This is a genomic window from Pantoea sp. X-Soil-ISGK-275 (genome assembly GCF_059730795.1).
In genome coordinates this window covers 487,083-505,560 of sequence record NZ_AP035976.1, presented here as the reverse complement: position 1 = coordinate 505,560, position 18,478 = coordinate 487,083, and the positions used below count along the sequence as shown (strand labels likewise).

Annotated in this window: 20 protein-coding genes; 15 read left to right on the top strand and 5 right to left on the bottom strand. The window is 57.3% G+C overall.

Translation table 11 applies throughout. The annotated features are described in order from the left end of the window. Positions 1-170 precede the first annotated feature (170 nt). Genes AC6I8A_RS02220 through AC6I8A_RS02205 form a run of 4 tightly spaced genes read left to right on the top strand, consistent with a single transcriptional unit; the run spans position 171 to position 3,496 of the window. Positions 171-1,010: a transporter substrate-binding domain-containing protein gene (locus AC6I8A_RS02220; RefSeq protein ID WP_497817944.1), complete on the top strand. Its 840-nt coding sequence runs from the start codon at positions 171-173 to the stop codon at positions 1,008-1,010. Positions 1,011-1,012: 2 nt separating this feature from the next. Next, the gene (pxpB, locus tag AC6I8A_RS02215; RefSeq protein ID WP_497817943.1) at positions 1,013-1,723 is read left to right on the top strand and encodes a 5-oxoprolinase subunit PxpB; all 711 of its coding nucleotides are present in this window, start codon (positions 1,013-1,015) and stop codon (positions 1,721-1,723) included. After that, entirely contained in the window at positions 1,720-2,706 is a 987-nt protein-coding gene (locus AC6I8A_RS02210) for a 5-oxoprolinase subunit C family protein (RefSeq protein ID WP_256698230.1), read from the top strand. Before pxpB ends, AC6I8A_RS02210 begins: the two co-directional genes overlap by 4 nt. A 19-nt stretch (positions 2,707-2,725) precedes the next feature. After that, positions 2,726-3,496 carry a 5-oxoprolinase subunit PxpA gene (locus AC6I8A_RS02205; RefSeq protein WP_497817942.1) on the top strand — a complete coding sequence of 257 codons (771 nt, stop codon included), beginning with the start codon at positions 2,726-2,728 and terminating at the stop codon, positions 3,494-3,496. Between the two features lie 38 nt (positions 3,497-3,534). Here AC6I8A_RS02205 and AC6I8A_RS02200 read toward each other — a convergent pair whose 3' ends face one another. Beyond that, the gene (locus AC6I8A_RS02200) at positions 3,535-4,737 is read right to left on the bottom strand and encodes a pyridoxal phosphate-dependent aminotransferase (RefSeq protein WP_256698227.1); all 1,203 of its coding nucleotides are present in this window, start codon (positions 4,735-4,737) and stop codon (positions 3,535-3,537) included. 486 nt (positions 4,738-5,223) lie between these two features. On the opposite strand from AC6I8A_RS02200, the gene nac reads away from it, so the two are divergent. From nac to AC6I8A_RS02170, 6 genes are all read left to right on the top strand, one after another. Next, positions 5,224-6,147, top strand: a complete 924-nt coding sequence (gene nac / locus AC6I8A_RS02195; RefSeq protein WP_049851333.1) for a nitrogen assimilation transcriptional regulator NAC — start codon at positions 5,224-5,226, stop codon at positions 6,145-6,147. Positions 6,148-6,256: 109 nt separating this feature from the next. Then, the gene (locus AC6I8A_RS02190; RefSeq protein ID WP_497817941.1) at positions 6,257-6,673 is read left to right on the top strand and encodes a biotin/lipoyl-containing protein; all 417 of its coding nucleotides are present in this window, start codon (positions 6,257-6,259) and stop codon (positions 6,671-6,673) included. 112 nt (positions 6,674-6,785) lie between these two features. Next, a complete protein-coding gene (locus tag AC6I8A_RS02185) occupies positions 6,786-7,538 on the top strand; it encodes an SDR family oxidoreductase (RefSeq protein WP_008106954.1) in 753 nt (250 codons plus the stop codon). A gap of 22 nt (positions 7,539-7,560) precedes the next feature. After that, positions 7,561-8,256 carry an amino acid ABC transporter permease gene (locus AC6I8A_RS02180; protein ID WP_154182578.1) on the top strand — a complete coding sequence of 232 codons (696 nt, stop codon included), beginning with the start codon at positions 7,561-7,563 and terminating at the stop codon, positions 8,254-8,256. Between the two features lie 5 nt (positions 8,257-8,261). Further along, entirely contained in the window at positions 8,262-9,017 is a 756-nt protein-coding gene (locus AC6I8A_RS02175) for an amino acid ABC transporter permease (protein WP_154193197.1), read from the top strand. 9 nt (positions 9,018-9,026) lie between these two features. Then, positions 9,027-9,764 (top strand): amino acid ABC transporter ATP-binding protein, encoded by a 738-nt coding sequence (locus AC6I8A_RS02170; RefSeq protein WP_008106948.1) that lies wholly within the window; start codon positions 9,027-9,029, stop codon positions 9,762-9,764. A 47-nt stretch (positions 9,765-9,811) separates the two neighbouring features. On the opposite strand, the gene AC6I8A_RS02165 is transcribed toward AC6I8A_RS02170, so the two are convergent. From AC6I8A_RS02165 to AC6I8A_RS02155, 3 genes are all read right to left on the bottom strand, one after another. Next, on the bottom strand, positions 9,812-10,981 hold the full coding sequence (locus tag AC6I8A_RS02165; RefSeq protein WP_293791994.1) for a Gfo/Idh/MocA family protein: 1,170 nt from the start codon (positions 10,979-10,981) through the stop codon (positions 9,812-9,814). A 10-nt stretch (positions 10,982-10,991) separates the two neighbouring features. Next, positions 10,992-11,915: a TIM barrel protein gene (locus AC6I8A_RS02160; protein WP_497817940.1), complete on the bottom strand. Its 924-nt coding sequence runs from the start codon at positions 11,913-11,915 to the stop codon at positions 10,992-10,994. A 147-nt stretch (positions 11,916-12,062) separates the two neighbouring features. Continuing rightward, a complete protein-coding gene (locus AC6I8A_RS02155) occupies positions 12,063-13,091 on the bottom strand; it encodes a LacI family DNA-binding transcriptional regulator (protein WP_256698221.1) in 1,029 nt (342 codons plus the stop codon). Between the two features lie 319 nt (positions 13,092-13,410). On the opposite strand from AC6I8A_RS02155, the gene AC6I8A_RS02150 reads away from it, so the two are divergent. The 4 genes from AC6I8A_RS02150 (at position 13,411) to AC6I8A_RS02135 (ending at position 16,708) form a co-directional block, all read left to right on the top strand. After that, positions 13,411-14,292, top strand: a complete 882-nt coding sequence (locus AC6I8A_RS02150; protein WP_256698220.1) for a sugar phosphate isomerase/epimerase family protein — start codon at positions 13,411-13,413, stop codon at positions 14,290-14,292. A 123-nt stretch (positions 14,293-14,415) separates the two neighbouring features. Continuing rightward, positions 14,416-15,435, top strand: a complete 1,020-nt coding sequence (locus AC6I8A_RS02145; RefSeq protein WP_008106937.1) for a LacI family DNA-binding transcriptional regulator — start codon at positions 14,416-14,418, stop codon at positions 15,433-15,435. Positions 15,436-15,536: 101 nt separating this feature from the next. After that, the gene (gene yghU / locus AC6I8A_RS02140) at positions 15,537-16,418 is read left to right on the top strand and encodes a glutathione-dependent disulfide-bond oxidoreductase (RefSeq protein WP_256698219.1); all 882 of its coding nucleotides are present in this window, start codon (positions 15,537-15,539) and stop codon (positions 16,416-16,418) included. Then, entirely contained in the window at positions 16,418-16,708 is a 291-nt protein-coding gene (locus tag AC6I8A_RS02135; RefSeq protein WP_265300767.1) for a DUF1330 domain-containing protein, read from the top strand. Before yghU ends, AC6I8A_RS02135 begins: the two co-directional genes overlap by 1 nt. 45 nt (positions 16,709-16,753) lie before the next feature. On the opposite strand, the gene AC6I8A_RS02130 is transcribed toward AC6I8A_RS02135, so the two are convergent. Beyond that, positions 16,754-17,266: a hypothetical protein gene (locus tag AC6I8A_RS02130; RefSeq protein ID WP_497817939.1), complete on the bottom strand. Its 513-nt coding sequence runs from the start codon at positions 17,264-17,266 to the stop codon at positions 16,754-16,756. Between the two features lie 270 nt (positions 17,267-17,536). Between AC6I8A_RS02130 and AC6I8A_RS02125 the strand changes: the two genes are divergently transcribed. After that, positions 17,537-18,466, top strand: coding sequence for a glycosyltransferase family 2 protein (locus AC6I8A_RS02125; protein WP_497817938.1), 930 nt, complete (start codon positions 17,537-17,539; stop codon positions 18,464-18,466). Positions 18,467-18,478: the final 12 nt, after the last annotated feature.

Below are 18,478 nucleotides of genomic sequence, written 5' to 3'. Positions count from 1 at the left end.
TCTGCCCGAATAGAAAGAACTTATGCGCCGCGTAGCCATATTTTTTTGCTATTGCACGACAGGGTTTCCCTCTTTTTCGTCTGAAAACAAAGCCGATATAGTCCAGAAAAGCGAGAAATCAGGCGCTCCGTCCCGGTGACGCCGTGGTATTCATCATTGAGGAAGTTCACATGACCATGAAAAGACGTACCACCATCGGGCTGGCACTGCTGCCGCTGCTGGCTATTTCGGCTGCTCATGCAGACATGATGGCGAACATCAAATCCAGCGGCGAGCTGAAGTGTGCGGTCTATTCGGACGTGCCGCCCTTCTCTTCCCCGGATCCGAAAACGCGTCAGCTGGCGGGCATGGATATCGATCTGTGCAACGCGCTGGCGAAGCAGATGAACGTCAAACTGACACTGGTGCCCACCTCGGTGGAAGCGCGTATTGCGGTGATTGCCACTGGCCGCGCCGACGTGCTGATCGCTAACCTTGCCTATACCAAAACTCGCGGCAACCAGATTCAGTTCAGCGATCCCTATTACGTCGCCAAAGAGATGCTGCTGGTGAAAGCACCGTTGGCCGATAAGCCGCTGAGCTATTTCCAGGGCAAACGCATCAGCGCTACCAAAGGCACCACCTCTGAACAGTCGATCCACATTAAAGGCGGCAAAGCGGTGACCTTCCAGGATTCAGCCTCCGCGTTCCTTGCGCTGGAGCAGAACAAATCGGTCGGCTTCGTCACCAACACCATGACCGGCATCAAAACCATTTCGCAGGCGAAAAAAGACGGCATCAATCTGGCGATGATCAAAGAGCCGATGGCGCTGGAGCCGATTGGTGTTGGCATGAAGCGTGATGAACCGGCACTGCTGGCCAGCGTCAACAGCAGCCTGAAGGCGATGGACGATGACGGCACCATCGACAAAATCTGGGATAAATGGATTGGGCCCAACACCGAATACAAAATGGTGCGCGAAGAGCGCGTACAGCCGCTCTCCAGTCTGAAATTTGAACCGCTGGAATAACCATGCCCGTGAAGTCGCACTCTGCACTCCCGCCCGCCAGCGCCCCCGCGCTGGCTTGCTCCTCTGATATTAAGCTCTCCACCATCGGCGCACGCGCGTGGTTGGTGGAAGCGCCGGGCGGTTTCGATCTCCCGGCGCAGCGGCGCATCTGGTCGCTGGCGCGCCTGCTGCATGCCGACGAAGCCATTGAAGCGCTGATCCCCGGCGTCACCAATCTGCTGGTGCTGTTCCGCCATATCCCAGCCGATGAAAACGCCGTGCGCATGCAGCTGCATGCTGCCTGGGATCAGGCGCAGGCGATCAGTCCGCAGGGCAAACTGATTGAAATCCCGGTGCATTACGGCGGTGAACACGCCACCGATCTCGAGGCGGTCTGTCGCCATACCGGCTTAAGCCCGCGCGACGTGGTGCGCCTGCATCATCAAAGTGAATACACCGTATTTGCGCTGGGCAGCGCGCCAGGCTTCGGTTATCTGCATGGGTTGGATCCGCTACTCGCAACGCCGCGCAAGAAAGTGCCGTCGCTCAGCATGCTGAAAGGCACCGTCACCATCGGCGGCGCGCAGGCGGGCGTCTCAGCGCTGACCGGCCCGAACGGCTGGAACGCGATTGGTTTTGCCGAGCTGGTGGTGTTTGACCCGCTGGCCGCATCGCCCGCGCTGATGGCACCGGGCGATCGCATCCGTTTTCTGCCGCAGAGGATTGAGCTGTGATTGAGATCGAACAGAGCGGTGCGCTGAACACGGTGCAGGATTTAGGTCGCTTCAATTATCGCCACATGGGGGTGTCGGTGAGCGGCGCGATGGATCCGCTGGCGCTGCGTGCTGGTAATCTTCTGCTCGGCAACGACGAAAATGCAGCGGCGATTGAAGTGCAGCTGTTTCCGTTTCGCCTGCGTTTTTTGCAAAAAAGCAGCATCGCGGTGACCGGTGCCGATTGCCGCGCCACGCTGGATGGCACGCCGCTGCCGCCGTGGTGGGGCTGCAGCGTGCGGGCCGGTCAAGTGCTGGAACTGCGTTATCCACGCAGCGGCGCCCGTGGCTATGTGTGCATTGCGGGCGGCATCGATGTGCCGCTGGTGCTCGGCTCGCGCAGTACCGCGCTGCGCGGCGGCTTCGGCGGCGTTGAAGGACGTCCGCTACAGCGTGGCGATCGGCTGGCGCTCGGCGACAGTTGCAGCCCGGCACTTCCCCACAGCGGCATCGGCATCGAACCGCCAGACAGCGCATTACACGCCTGTTTTCCCCGCAACAGCGCCGGAGACATTCAGCTGCGTGCCATTCCCTCCGGCGAATACCCGCTGTTTGCCGCCGATGCCGCGCGTTTCTGGCAGCAGTCGTGGCAGGTATCGAATCAAAGCAATCGTACCGGCTATCGGCTTTCAGGCGATCCGATCTTCCCGTCAGAGACCGTTGAGATGCGATCGTACGGGCTGATCCCCGGCATTGTGCAGGTGCCGCCGGGCGGCGAACCGATCATCCAGCTGAGCGATGCCAACACCGCTGGCGGCTATCCGAAGATCGCGGGCGTGATCGAACAGGATCTGTGGCGGCTTGGGCAAGTGCTGCCGGGCCAGTCGATCCAGCTGATCCAATGCGATGTGCGTGAAGCGATCGCCATCGAACAGGAAGTCACGCGCTGGCTGAGCCGCCTGCGCCTTAGCTGCCAGCCACTGCGTAAAGCGCTTACCGTTTAATCCGCACAAGGAACCAGACATGAAGATAGATGTGAATTCCGATATGGGTGAAGGCTTTGGCGTTTACCAGCTGTGTGATGACGCCGCGCTGATGAAAGTGGTGTCATCGGCTAATATCGCCTGCGGTTTCCACGCCGGCGATCCAGCGATCATGAGCAACATGGTGCGGCTGGCGAAGGCACATGGCGTGGGGATTGGTGCGCATCCTGGCTTGCCGGATCGTCAGGGTTTTGGCCGCCGCGAACTGCCGTTTAGCGCCAAAGAGATTTGCCAACAGGTGGCCTATCAGCTCGGCGCGCTCACGGCGATTGCCCGCGCGGAAGGCACCCACGTTTCCCACTTCAGTTTCCACGCCGCGATGGGCAACATCGTCAACCGCGATGCCGTGCTGGCGCAACAGGTGATGGAATTGGTGGCGCGCATCAATAGCGATCTGATCATCTTCGCCCAGCCCGATACCATCATCGAAGCCGCCGCGCAGGCCGCTGGCCTGAAGACGCTGACGCTGTTTCTGGCGGATCGCGCCTATGACGCACAAGGCCGTTTAGTGCCGCGCGGCATTGCCGGTGCGGTGATCAAAGAGGAAGCCGCGTTGCGCGCCCGCGTGCGCCAGTTTTTGCAGCACGGCACGGTAACGACGATTGAAGGTGAAGAGATTGCGGTGCGTGCGCGCTCGATTCTGGTTCACAGCGACACGCCAGGTTCGCTGGCGCTCGCCACCATTGTGCGCAGCGAAATCGAAGCCTGCGGCCATCAGGTCGCCCCGGCCGCAGAGGTTATCGCGCAATAATAAGTTTTGTAGGGTCGCCATTTACGGCGACCGGGACATCAAACACAACCACCACAAAACGCCGCAATGCGATCGCATCCCGTCTCTAACCGCTCCATGCTCGTGGCATACGACAAGCGGATAAACGGGCTCATGCCATACGCCGCGCCCTGCACCGTCACCACGTGCTGCTCTTCAATCAGCGCCAGCACAAAATCGGCATCATTGGTGATCAACCGGCCACCGGCGCTGGTTTTGCCAATGTAGCCCGCGATATTCACAAACAGATAAAACGCGCCCTGCGGTTTATGGCAGCGCAGGCCGTCAATCGACGTCAAGCGCTCCAGCACGTAATCGCGGCGCTGACGATAGATGTGCGCGCGCTCCTGCAACAGATCCTGCGGGCCTTCCAGCACCGCCACCGCCGCGGCCTGGGTTAAGGTGCAAACGCCGCCGCTGTTCTGCGTATTCACGTTGCTCATTGCTTTGATCAACGGTGCCGGGCCGCCGCAGAAGCCCAAACGCCAGCCGGTCATGGAATAAGCTTTCGACACACCGTTCACCGTCAGCACGCGGTCATAGAGACGCGGCTCAACCTGCGCCAGCGTATAAAAGCGCACATCGTCGTAAATCAGGTGCTCGTAGATATCGTCGGTCATGATCCACACCTGCGGATGGCGCAACAGCACCTCGCCCAGCGCGTGCAGCTCCGCTTTGCTCGCCACCGAACCAGTGGGATTACTCGGATAGTTGAGCAGCAACCATTTGGTTTTGTCGGTGATGGCGGCGTCTAAATCAACAGGCAGCGGCTTGAAGCCGTTCTCCTGCGCACACGGCAGCGCCACCGGAACGCCACCGGCGAATTTGACGATATCGGCATAGCTGATCCACGACGGCGTTGGGATCACCACTTCATCGCCCGGATTAATGGTCGCGAGGATCGCGTTAAAGATGATCTGCTTAGCGCCGCCGGCGGTGAGGATCTGGCTGACGTCGTAATCGAGCTGATTATCGCGTTTGAACTTCAGCTGGATCGCCTTGCGCAGCGCTGGCGTGCCGTCGGTAGGCGGATAGCGCGTATCTCCGGCGCGCGCGGCGGCGTAAGCGGCTTCAATCGCGTGAGGTGGCGTAGGGAAATCGGGTTCACCGGTGGAAAGTGCTACCACATCAATACCCTGCGCGGCGAGATCGCGGGCCTTTTGGGTCATAGCAACAGAGGCAGAAACGGTGACATTCTTTAATCGATTGGCTATCTCGGGCATGGGTTTATCCTGGCTCAGTGTCAGCATGAACGGCTTGCAGCAAGCTGCAAACACGACGTTTACCAGAGGATAGGTTTTTGCCCGAAGCGGCAGTTAATAGTGCTTTGTTGTGGTGATATAACACAAAGCGATGACTGAACCGACCGCACACTTTCGCCATAAAGGTGGCGAGCCTGATGTGGAAATGCGCGGCAGGTCACGCGCCAGCGCCTGACGCAATGTTAATAGAGTGTTACTTTGAGTGCCGGTTAACAGCGCGCAACGCCCGTTTACTCACTCCCATCATCGCCAAATCTAATGAGTGAATCGCACCATACCAGTGCAAAGGTCGCTGTTTTACCCTCGCCGTCACGGCAACTGTCCAACTCAGCATCGGCCTTAGGAGGCACTGTGGCTCTACCCTCCTGTCTGAGTTCATTCGCGAAAGCTTATTTTGGCATCAAGTTTGCTTGATACCCGCTATGCGTTCTGTTGGAGGAAGCGTTCATGAATCTTCGTCGCCTGAAGTACTTTGTTAAAATTGTTGATGTAGGCAGCCTGACCCAGGCCGCCGATATTTTGCATATTGCCCAGCCCGCGCTGAGCCAGCAGCTGGCTACGCTGGAAGGGGAAGTGAATCAGCAACTGCTCATTCGTACCAAGCGCGGCGTGACGCCGACCGAAGCCGGTAAAACGCTCTACTCCCACGCGCAGGCGATTTTGCGCCAGTGCGAACAGGCACAAAGTGCCATTGAGCTGGTTGGCGCATCGCTGAGCGGCAGCGTCTCAGTGGGCTTAGCGCCGGGCACCGCCGCACAAAACCTCGCGTTGCCGCTGATGATGGAAGTGCAGCAGCAGCATCCCGGCATCGTGCTCTACTTCAATGAAAACTTCGGCACCACGCTTAGCGAGCTGATTATGAATGGCCGCATGGATATGGCGGTAATTTACGATCACCGCACCATTCACGGCCTGCGCTTTATGCCGCTGATGAAAGAGGATCTCTACTTCGTCTGCCCGTTCAGCCTCGCGCAACCGGTGAAAGAGATCCCGCTGGCGCAGGTGGCGCAATACGATCTGTTCCTGCCGCGCGTTTACAACATCATGCGCAAAGTGCTCGACGATGCCTTCGTACACAACAATCTGCAGTACCGCGTGAAATGTGAGATCGAGTCACAAACCACGCTGAATGCCGCGCTCAGCGCCGGGCTCGGCACCACCATCATGCCGGAATCCGCCGCGCGCGCGATGCTGAAAAGCGGCGATGCGTGGATGGCGAAGATCGTCGATCCGGATGTGCAGGTGTCGCTTTCGTTCTGCATGTCGGATCACCTGCCGCTGTCACAGCCGGCCGAAGCGGTGAAATCGATCCTGCTGTCGCTGATGTCGCGCCGCAACGTTGAGAATCATCCACTGACCTTAGTGGGATAAGTCCCGCTTATTACCGCAAAGCGAAACCCTCTTACTGCCCGTATTGCGAACGCGCTAGATTACGATTTTGCCCGCTCAGGCGGGCGTGTTTCGCTTTGACGGGAATTCCATGGATAAAACCGCAATACCGCTACCGACGCTGCGCGCGCTGGCACGCAAGATGCAATCCTCCGGGCTGAACAGTCTGGCGCTCGATGGCAAGCACTGGTCGGTGCGGTTGACCTTCGCCGCCACGCCAGCCACGCCCGCGCCTGCCACGGTTCCCGCCGCTGAAATCCCCTCCATCACGCAACGCATTGGCGCACCGATGCCCGGCACGCTGCTGCGCCGCCATCCGCATAGCCAGCAGGATTTTGTTGCGCCCGGCCAGCAGATCGCGGGCGGTGAAGTGGTGGCGCTGGTGCAGGTTGGCCCGCTGTATGTGCCGGTGATCAGCCCGGATGGCGGCACGGTGCAGTCGTTCGCGGCAGAGCATTTGTCTGCGGTGGAGTATGACGAGGACGTGTTGACGTTTCGGTCGCCATAAATGGCGGGCGAACGGGGTTATAAGGGGCGCTTATTGCCTCAAAATTTTTATGTCTTATGCCCTTGCGGCATAACTGCATACAGTCAAAAGACGCCATAACGAGGAGAGGCAGATGCCATTTTCAGATTACAAAACCGCGCTGGTAACCGGCGCATCCGCGGGGATGGGTGAAGCGATCGTTGAGCGCTTGTGCAAAGAGGGCATCACCGTGCACGCGGTGGCGCGCCGTAAAGAGCAGCTGGCGGCGCTGGCCGATCGTACCGGTTGTATTCCGCACGCGGTGGATGTCAGCGACGTCAACGCGCTGACCGCGCTGTGCAAAGATCTCGAAATCGACATTCTGGTCAACAACGCAGGCCTGTCGCATCCGGGATCGATCCTTGATGCCGACGAGAACGTGATTGAAACCCAGGTCGACGTCAATCTGCGCGCGGTGCTGCATCTATGCCGCTTGCTGGTGCCGGGCATGGTGAAACGCGATCGCGGCCACGTCTTCAACATCACCTCGATTGCTGCCATCTACAACTTCAACGGCAACTCGGTGTATCACGCCACCAAAGCCGGTGTGCATGCCCTTTCGCGCCAGCTGCGCGTCGATTGCTACGGCGCACGCGTGCGCATCACCGAAATCTGTCCGGGCCGCGTCGCCACCGATATCTTCGGCAACGTGTCGGGCGATCACGAAGAGGCGCGCCGCCGCTTCATTGATGGCTTTGAACTGCCGCAGGCCAAAGATATCGCCGACTGCGTCGCCTTCGCGCTCGCGGCACCGCTGGCGGTGAATATTGGCAACATCGAAATCACCCCAACGCTGCAGGTGCCGGGTGGTCTTTCCACTATGCGACCGGGCGACCACAGCGCGTAATTTGCGACCATGAGGTAACAGAATGGCTCTCGATTTCAGCAGTGTGATAACCGGCCAGTACGGCCAGATGATCGTTGACGGAACGGTGATCACCCTTGAACTGGCGTTGGGTGCCTGGCTGCTGGCAATGGTGCTGGCGCTGCTTTTGGTGGTGATCCGCCTGACTGAAAACCGCATCGCGGTCGGGCTGGTCAAAGCCTATGTCTCTTATCACCGCAATGTGCCGACGCTGATCCAGTTGATGATGTGGTACTTCGCCATTCCCACGCTGCTGCCAGAGGCGCTGCAGATGTGGATCAACAACTACAACGCCGAGTTCCTGTTCTCCCTCACCGCGCTGGGCCTGTGTCAGGCGGCGTACTTCTCCGAAGATATCCGCAGCGGCCTGCGCGCCATTCCCGACGGCCAGAACGAAGCCGCGCGCGCACTCGGCATGAGCTACGTGCGCGCCATGCGCGGCGTGATTCTGCCGCAGGGCATTCGCAACGCGCTGCCCGCGGTGATCAACCACACGGTGCTGCTGTTTAAAAACACCAGCCTGGCGATGGTGATTGGCGTGGCGGATCTGACCTATGTGACGCGTGATATTGAGAACCAAACGTTCCGTACCTTCGAATCCTACATCGTGGCGACCGTGGGCTATCTGTTCTTCTCCCTGCTGCTGATGGGCCTTGGCGCACTGCTGGCCCGCCGCTTCCAGCGCGTCTATGCGAGGTAATGGCGATGTTTGAGATTTTCACCATTTTGCATGACAACGGCATGCTGCTGTTGATGGGGCAATACCCGAACGGTCCGATTGGCGGCGTGCTCTGTACGCTGCTGATCTCGGTGCTGGCGGTGCTGCTGGCGTTTCCGATTGGTGTGCTGCTGGGCCTGGCGCGTCTGTCGCCGTGGCGCTGGCTGAGCTGGCCCGCCACCGGCTGGGTTTACCTGCTGCGCGGCATCCCGCTGATGATGGTGGTGTTCTGGACCTACTTCTGCGTGCCGCTGCTGATTGGCCACAACATCAGCGGTTTCGCCACCATGCTGTGTACGCTGGTGATCTATGAGAGTGCCTATATCGCCGAGATTGTGCGCGGTGGCATTCAGGCGCTGCCGCACGGCCAATACGAAGCCTCACGCGCGCTGGGCATGAGCCACCTGAAAACCCTGCGTCTGGTGATTCTGCCGCAGGCGCTGTTTAACACCTTGCCGAGCCTGGTTAGCCAACTGGTGTCGATCATCAAAGACAGTACGCTCGGCTACGTGATTAACGTGCCGGAGCTGACCTTTGCCGCCAATCAGGTGAGCAATCAGCTGCTGACCAAACCGTTCCAGGTGTTCGCCATTGTGGCGCTGAGTTACTACATCATCTGCTTCAGCCTCACCTGGCTGGCCAATAAACTCGAAGCGCACATTGCGCAGAAACGTCGTCAACCGCCGCAGCCAACGCCCAGCGTGGCGCCCGCGGTGATGCTGACTAAAACCTCTTCGCAATAAGGAAACCGCATGGGACCGATGATCATGTTTAATCAGGTCAACAAATGGTACGGCGCGTATCAGGCGCTGACCAACCTGAGCGCCGAGATTAATCCCGGCGAAGTGGTGGTGGTGTGCGGCCCGTCCGGCTCGGGAAAATCGACGCTGATCCGCACCGTTAACCGACTGGAGCCGATCGATGACGGTCAGATCGTGTTTGATGGCACCGATATTCACGGCAGCAGCACGCGCCTCAATCAACTTCGCACGCGCATCGGCTTTGTGTTTCAGAGCTTCAACCTGTTCCCGCATGTGTCGGTAGCCGAAAACATCATGATGTCACCGATGAAAGTGCTGGGCGTGAAGCGCAGCGAAGCGCGTCGTCAGGCCGGTGAATTGCTGGAACGCGTCGGTTTAGCGCACAAAGCCGATGCCTATCCGGCGCAGCTGTCTGGCGGCCAGCAGCAGCGCGTAGCGATTGCCCGCGCGCTGGCGATGAAGCCGCCGGTGATGCTGTTCGATGAACCGACTTCGGCGCTCGATCCAGAGATGGTCGGCGAAGTGTTGTCGGTGATGCGCGGTCTGGCGCAGGAAGGAATGACGATGATGTGCGTCACCCACGAGATGAACTTTGCCCGTGAAGTGGCGGATACCATCTGGTTTATGGATCAGGGACAGATTCTGGAAAAATCACAGCCGGAACAGTTCTTCACCCAACCGCAGCACCCGCGCGCACAGCGCTTCCTCAGCGATTTGCGTTCACACTGAATTTCAGGTCGCCATAAATGGCGACCTTGCCAACTACCGCACCTATCTTAACAATCCACCCACACCGCTCCCGCATCGGCAGATTTCACGCACTGCTCCACCCAACGCACGCCCATCAAACCGGCATGCGCGCCTGGATACCAGAAGTCTTTGAGGAACGCCCGATCGCCACGATCGGTGGCATCCATTGCCAGCGCAAAACGGCGATAAAGATTGGACCAGGCTTCAAACAATCCTTCCGGATGCCCGCCGCCGATGCGATCGTCAGCCAGCGCGCTTTGATGCAGATAACCCATGCCGCGCTCAAGAATCTGCACCGGCTCGCCCTGCACTTCATAGCGCAGCTGATTCGGCTGTTCGTCCCACCACTCCAGGCTGGCTTTTTCGCCGATCACCCGCACTTTCTGGCCGTGCATCGAACCGCAGTTCACCGCCGATGCCCACATGGTGCCGACCGCGCCGTTGTCGTACTCCATCATCACGAAGGCGTTATCCTCCAGCGGCGCACGGGTTTTGACAAAGCTCTGGCGGCTGCACAGCAGGCGTTTCACCTGCAGATGCGGCACCATGGTTTCAGCGATAAACAGCGGATGCGTCGCCAAATCGCCCAGCACATAGCTCGGCCCGACGAAGCGCGGATCGACGCGCCACTTGGTGCTTTCGTTCTGCAATTCCACCGCTTCGTTATGGAAGCCGTGTGCGAACTGCATGTTGATGATGCGGATTTCGCCTAGCAAACCTTCCGCAATCATCTCGCGCGCCTGATGAATCAGCTGATGGCCGGCATAACCGTAGGTCACGCCGATGATTTTCTTCTTCTCAGCGCACAGCTGTTCCAGCTCATCGGCTTCAGCGGCGGTGAAACACAGTGGCTTTTCGCACACCACATGCAAACCCGCATTGAGCGCGGCGCGGCAGATGGTGAAGTGCGTGTTGTTAGGCGTGGCGATCGACACCGCTTCAATGCCGTCCGGACGCGCCGCTTCTGCCGCAAACATCGTTTCGTAATCCGCATAGCAGCGTTCGGCGTCAATCCCCAGCGAGGTGCCAAAGGCGCGGCCACGCTCGGCGTTGATATCGAACGCGCCCGCCAGCAGCGTAAAGTTGTTGTCACGTGTGGCCGCCGAACGGTGAATATACCCAATCTGGCTGGTGCCGCCGCCGCCAACCATGCCCCAGCGCAGGGAGCGATCCAGAGCTTTAATGCCGTTAATCATGCTGTTCTCCTCAGAATCCGACCGATTGCAAATAGTGCAGGCTGGCGGTGACGTCACGCAGGCTGGTGTCGGCATCGCGCGGGTCGCGCTCCTGCTCGACGGTGATCCAGCCCTGATAATTGCGCTCTGCCAGGAAGGCGCGCACCGCCGGATAATCAATTGCCCCTTTGCCAATCGGGCACATCACGCCTTCTGCACAAGCAGCGAAGAAATCGACGCCGCGTGCAATCACGTCGCGCCATACCCCCTCGTTAACGTCTTTGAAGTGCAGATAATCAATGCGATCCCAGTAGCGGCTGAGGTAAGGAATCGGATCCATGCCGGAGTAGTACAAGTGTCCAGTGTCGAGGCACAAACCGGCAACCTCGTGCGGGATGTCTTCCACCAGCTGTTGCAGCTCGTCGGCAAACTCAATGCAGCCGCCGGCATGCGGATGGATCACCGCGCGCACGCCGTATTCGTTCCAGGCAATCTGGCTCAGCGTGGTGATGTGCTGCATCATGCGCTGCCACTCCTCATCTGACAGGCGAGGCGCCTTGTCGGATTGACCGGCATATTTGGCGCGTTCTGGATTACCGAAATCGATAATGACCAGATAAGGCGCAGGTTTGTTGTCCGCATGGGTTTTGCTGGCGGTTGGCACCAAAGACAAGTTGCGACAGATGTTGTGCGTCAGCTCAACCATCGCCGGGAAATTGGCTTCGCTCACCAAATCATCAAAAATGGTGCCCGCCACCAGCGACAGGTCGTGCGCTTCCAGCTGCTGACGCAGTTCGGCAGGTTCAACCGGCAGATAGGTCCACGGGCCCAGCTCAATGCTTTTATAACCGGCCTGCGACGCTTCACTCAGGACTTTCTGCCACGGCGGCAGGAAAGGATTTTTCGGGTCATCAACGCCCCAGCTACAGGGCGCGTTAGCAATATGAATAGTCATGATCGTTCCTTGCGGTAGTGGATAGCGCAAGTATCAAATAAATATTTCATCACCAACAACCATGAAACATTCATTTTTTGATAGCGATCATAGTATTTCGCATCATTAAAATGATAGAAAAAATATCAAAACCAGCAATGACGCGCTTTACAGGTTTTCACGCGTGACGATATCGAACGGCAGGATGATCTGGGTGAAATGGTCGCCCGGTTCGGCATGATGCTGCTGCACCATCTGCGCCAGACGCATGGCCATTTCGTCGATGCGGTTGCGGATCATCACCGTGATGGTGCCATCAATCAGCGCCAGCTCGCCCTCTTTCACCGGCCCATGACAAATTAACGCCACCTTGCGCTGCGGCTGCTGGCGCAAGGCGTGAATCACGCCCTCAATGCCGCCACACGGCGCGAAGATCAGCGCCAAATCGGCATGTTCTTCCAGTAACTGACGCGTGGAACGGTAACCGCCATCAATCGATTCATTGGTCTTCAGCGGCTCCAGCACGCGCCGCGCGCTGTCCTGTTCACGCAGATAGGAGCGGAAACTGATCTCATTGCTTTCCTGACAGATAAAGCGATGGTCGCCCACCAGAACGCCGACCGAGCCCGGCTGATGTAACAGATGCGTGGCAATCCACGCGGCAGTGCGCCCGGCTTTCTGATTATCCAGGCCGACATAACCGGCGTGGCCGCACGGCGAAAAGTTGGAAAACAGCGCATAAACCCGCACGCCCTGACGCGATATGTTTTCTATCGCATGGCGAATCAGCGGGTGATCCAGCGCGACCAGGCCAATGGCATCCACCTGCTCGGCCAGCGCATACAGCGAGGCCACCACCGCTTCCACATCATCGATGTCGTGCCAGGTAAACAGCGGTTCGCTGCCTGCCGGATGAAACGGCTGCGTATGCTGGCGCAGCGCATCAGTGAGGGAATGATAGAACGAGTAGGATTTTGACAGCAGGATAAAGCCCATGCGCAGCGTTACGCTCGAGGCGTGCGCGATGCCGCTCAGCAGTGGCACATTGCCGATGCGATAACCGAGGCGATTGGCTGCTTCCAGCACCTTCTGTTCAGTGGCGGCGCGCACCGGCGCACGACGGTTCAATACGCGATCGACTGTCGCCACGCCAACACCGGCAGCGGCGGCAATTGCGGTCATGGTGATTTTACTCATACGCTATTTCCGGATTAAAAATGATAATAAATTATCAAAAATAATGCCCTAACCCGCTAAAAATCACCAATCCTCAAACGCAGAAATCATCATTAAACGGCATCGGGTGATAGAGAACCTCTCAGTATTTTGATCGCCCTCGCAAAAACGGAATAACCCATTTCATTTCCATACCATTCAGAATAAATGTTTGATATTTTTTGGCGCATTAAAGGCGGTTTAGGCTGATGGTTTCGCATCAGAAAAAGTGATGAAGCGTGGAAAAAGATCCGTATGGTCATCATCAAAGTCCACACCGCTTAACGCTTAGGAGAAAACAATGAAAATCGCTTTTGATGTGGATGTAATCAGGGATCTTGGCATTACGCGCATGGTGCATCAGGTGGCGGAATGGGGCTACAAGTATATCGAGCAGTCGCCGCACCCGCAGATCAATCCGTTCTATAAACATCCGAAAGCCAGCCGTGAAATCATGCGCGAATACAAAAATGCGCTGAATGCCACTGGGCTGGAAATCTCCTCATTCATTACCGTTTATCGCTGGTCTGGCCCGGATGAACTGCGTCGCCAGGCGGCGGTGAAGAACTGGAAACGCATGATCGAGATCGCCGTCGAAATGGGCGTGCAGGTGATCAACACCGAGCTGTCGGGCAATCCCAACGAGCCGGAAATTTGTGAAGAGATGTTCTATCGCTCGATGGAAGAGCTGCTGCCGATCATCGAACGTGAAGGTATCCGCGTCGAGATACAGGCGCACCCGTGGGATTTCTGCGAGCAGAACAACGAAACCGCAGACATTGTGAAGTCGTTCCGCAGCGAAAACGTCAAGTACATCTACAGCGCACCGCACACCTTCTACTACGACAAAGGCGTGGGCGATGTGAAGAACATGCTGCATTACGCCGGTGACGATCTGTCGCATATGCTGATCGCCGATACCATGAACCATACCAAACACTGCCGCTATATCGTTAACCCGCCTGGCGTGGATGCGACTATCCACCAGCATGTGGCGGTCGGTGAAGGCGAAGTGAATTTCGATGCGCTGTTTGAAGCGCTGCGCGAGATGAATTTCGCCAACCGTACCTTTAAGGTCGGCGGCGAGTCGATTATCTCGGCGGCGCTGTTTGGCTATCCGGAAAAGATGAAGTATCAGGCGGTGGAAACCCGTGAGCTGATTGAGCGTGAGCTGCTGGGTTAGTTAAGTGGGCGCTGATGCCCTCACCCTAGCCCTCTCCCACAGGGAGAGGGAACTAAATAGTCCCTTCTCCCGCTGGCGGGAGAAGGTTAGGATGAGGGCCCGCTCTGATGGAATGCACGCAACATGAAAGCAGTGACGCTGGCCGAGCTGGCAAAACAACTGGGCGTGGGTGTCGCCACGGTTGACCGGGTACTCAACGATCGCGGCGGCGTATCGCCCGCCATGAGCAAAAAAATCCTGCAGGCAGCGCGTGACGCCGGTTTGAAACGCATTCTGCCCGAGGAGCATCGCCATCCGTGGCAGATCGAAGTGCTGCTCAGCGGTAACGCCTCCTTCTTCTTCCAGCAACTCGCGCAAGATTTTGCCAAACTCGCCGACGAACTCGGTTATCGTCGCCTGCGTCTGCATCGCACGCTGATTCCGGAAAACGCGCCGGAAAAACTTGCCGCACACATTACCGCCAGCAGTAAAAAGATGGACGCGCTGATCGTCTTCGCCCATGAAAACCCGCTGATCTACGATGCGCTCGCCGCCTGTAAAGCGCGTGGCGTGCCGGTAATCACCCTGGTCGCCGATCTGCCCGATGCCGCGCGGCTGTGTCACGTCGGCATCGATCAATACAAAGCCGGACGCACCGCCGGTTTGATGCTCGGCAGCATGCTGTCGCAGCCGGGTGAAGTGGTGTTGATGAGCGGACGCGCCGATTACGCCGCGCATCGCCTGCGCATTGAGGGGTTTCAGGCGGTGCTGGCCGAACGCTTTCCGCAGCTGCGCCTGCGCGAGATTCTTGCCGGTCAGGATGAACGCGAACGCATCAGCCGTCTGCTAGAAAAAACGCTGGCTGCCTCGCCGCCGATTGTCGGGTTGTATAACACCGGCATTGGCAATACACAGGTGCACGAAGCGCTGGCGCGGCATCGTCTCGACGGCAAAGTGCTGTATGTCACGCACGAGTTGTACAGCACCACACGCAGGCTATTGCAGGATCGGGTGCTGACCTTAACCCTCGATCAAAATACCCTGCGCCATGCCCAGCTCGCGTTAACGCTGATGCTGCGGCATCTGGAAGAGGGCGAGATTCCCGATACTTATCAGCCCGGTAAAGTGGACTTTATGCTGTTTACGCAAGAGAACTTTACATAATCGGACTTTGCGTCGCACCGCCAGCGCGGTTAAATCGCCTGTATCACGCGCTGCTACACTCAGTAGCAGCAAAAATACAAACACAACAAGGCGAAACCACTATGTCGGAACATCAGTATCAGCCCGCGAAAGTCTGGACCTGGGACCCGGAAGCCAAAGGTAACGGCGCGAAAACCAACCGTCCAACCGCCGGGCCGACGCACGAGAAAGCCCTGCCGGTCGGCAAACATCCGCTGCAGCTTTACTCGCTCGGCACGCCAAACGGCCAGAAAATTACCATCCTGCTGGAAGAGTTGCTGGCGGTCGGTGCCAAAGACGCCGAATACGATGCCTGGCTGATCCGTATTGGCGATGGCGATCAGTTCTCCAGCGGATTTGTCGATGTCAACCCGAACTCGAAAATCCCGGCGCTGAGCGACCATTCCGTCACGCCACCACAGCGCGTGTTCGAATCCGGCAACATCCTGCTCTATCTGGCCGAGAAGTTCGGTCACTTCCTGCCAACCTCGCTGGCGGGCCGCACCGAAACCCTGAACTGGTTGTTCTGGCTGCAAGGCTCTGCACCGTACCTCGGCGGCGGCTTTGGTCACTTCTATCACTACGCGCCAGAAAAAATCGAATACGCCATCAACCGCTTCACGCTGGAAGCCAAACGCCAGCTGGACGTGCTGGATCGCCAGCTGGCCGACCATCGCTTCCTCGCCGGTGATGAATACACCATCGCCGACATCGCCACCTGGCCGTGGTACGGCAATCTGGTGCTGAACAACCAATATGGCGGCAGCGAATTCCTTGATGCGCAGTCGTACAAAAATGTGGTGCGCTGGGCGAAAGAGATTGCTGAGCGTCCGGCGGTGATTCGTGGTCGTAAAGTGAATCGCGCCTTTGGTGCCGAGCCGCAGGATCAGCTGCTGGAGCGCCATGATGCCGCCGATTTCGATAACAACACTGAAGACAAACGTCAGGCGCGAGGAGAGAAGTAATGGCTGCATATGTGGTGTTTATTAAGGACGAAACCTTAGACAAAGACGAGCTGGCAACCTACGCAGAGAAAGCTGGCCAGGCGCGCGGCGATCACCCGATCACCCCGCTGGCGTTTTATGGCCAGCTGGAAACGCTGGAAGGTCCGGAAGCGGAAGGCGTGGTGGTGCTGGAGTTTCCGGATGCTGAAGCGGCGAAAGGCTGGTATTTCAGCCCGGCGTATCAGGAAGCCAAAGCGCATCGCCTGAAAGGCGCGAAGTACCGCGTGCTGCTGGTGAATGGCGTCGCGTAATTGACGTAGGGTCGCCATTCATGGCGACCTTATCAAAGCCCGCACTTACCCCAACCTAAACAACGAAATCGCCTGCTTCAACGCATTAGCCTGCTGCTGTTGCTGCGCCACCTGCAGCGTTTCCGCCACGTGCTGCACGTTATGATGCACGCTGTGATCGATGCTATTGATGCTCTGCTGAATCTTCTCAATGCTCAAATTCTGCTGCTCACTCATCTCCGACAGTTCCGTCACCAGCTGCGATAACCCACTAATACTGCGATGAATCTCGCGCATGGTTTGTGCCGCATGCTCCACCTGCACGGTGCCGTGCTCGGTGCCGAGCGTAGTGCTGAAGCTGCGCGCGAATAGCGTTTCACTCTGCTGGGTATCGGCACTCAGCGTGAGATAACCGGCTTGCTGATTGATGTGTGCCGCCAGTTGCGCCACTTCGCTGGCGGCCGCCGCAGCACCCATCAATAGCGGGCGCACATCGCGCCACGCCAGCAGCGCCCAACGGAGGAACACCGCCAGGCTATCCGCGCGCTGGGCGATAAGTGTGAGCGAAACCCTCTCCACCGGCTAAGCCGCCGGGCCTGACAAGGGCGTTGCGATCATGACATTTTTCCACACCAGAAGTTGATCGTAGAGCCCCAAAATCGTGGGGCAAAGCGCACGGACTCAGTGGTGAAAAATATCGGCGAAGCGGTGAGAAAGTTTAGTTGCGCTAATAAATGAGGTGTGGAGTTGTGAGGATGATCACCAAAGCCGTGCAACACAATTTCATTCCCTTAAGCACAGAAAACGATAGACTTGTTCGCCACACAAGCTGCTAACCGATAGAGGCTAATGATGGATTCACCCTGCACGCTCAGCGTCCTGGTCACGGCTCATAATTGCGAAAAGTATATTGCCGAGACATTAAACAGCCTTAAAAATGCCTGCACGGGCATTGAGGATGCGGTTGAGATTGTTTTGGTGAATGACGCATCCACAGATAACACCAGTGAGTTGCTGCACACTTTTGCCGCCTCATTCAGCCAGGTGAAAATCTTCGACGTGATGTTCCGTAACATCGGCAAGGTAAGAAATTTTGGCGTCAGCAAATGCAGTGGCGACTACGTTACGATGCTGGATGGTGACGATCAGCTTCTTCAGAACTCTTTTGCTGACATCGTGCCTTTTTTGCAGGCGCAAAAACCGGATATTCTGCTGGCACCGCTGAATGAAGTTTATGAAAGTAAACCGCAGCCGCTAAAGTGGAACGGTTTGCAGGTTACTGCCTTATCGCAGCATCAGGTGATTGAAAAATTCCTTATCCACCGCGATATTCAGGCGCATTTTATCGGCCAGTTTATTAAACGATCGCTATTTACCGATAATCACTTTCCCGATTTCACCTGCTACGAGGATGCGTATTTATTCCCTTCTATCCTGAAAGCCAGTGAAAAGATCTTTTTAGCAATGTACGGGCCTTATCTCTATTTTAAACGAGGGCAAAGCCTCTCCAGCGCGCTGGATGCCAATAAAATATCGATGCTAATCAAAGCCACGCAACAGATGGATGCGGTTTTGGGTAAAAAATACCGTAACTTGCTCGCTTGTCATTGGATCAATCTGGCACATAAGTTTTACCCATTAATCAGTGATGAGTATGAAAAAGGTGTGGTGAAGCAGGCGATAGAAAACGTGCCTTTCGCTTCATTTATGATGGACAGTAAGGTCAGATTTAGCCTGAAGAAAAAGTTTCTGAAGTTGAAGTTGCGGGGAATGGCTTGAGGCGTTGATGAA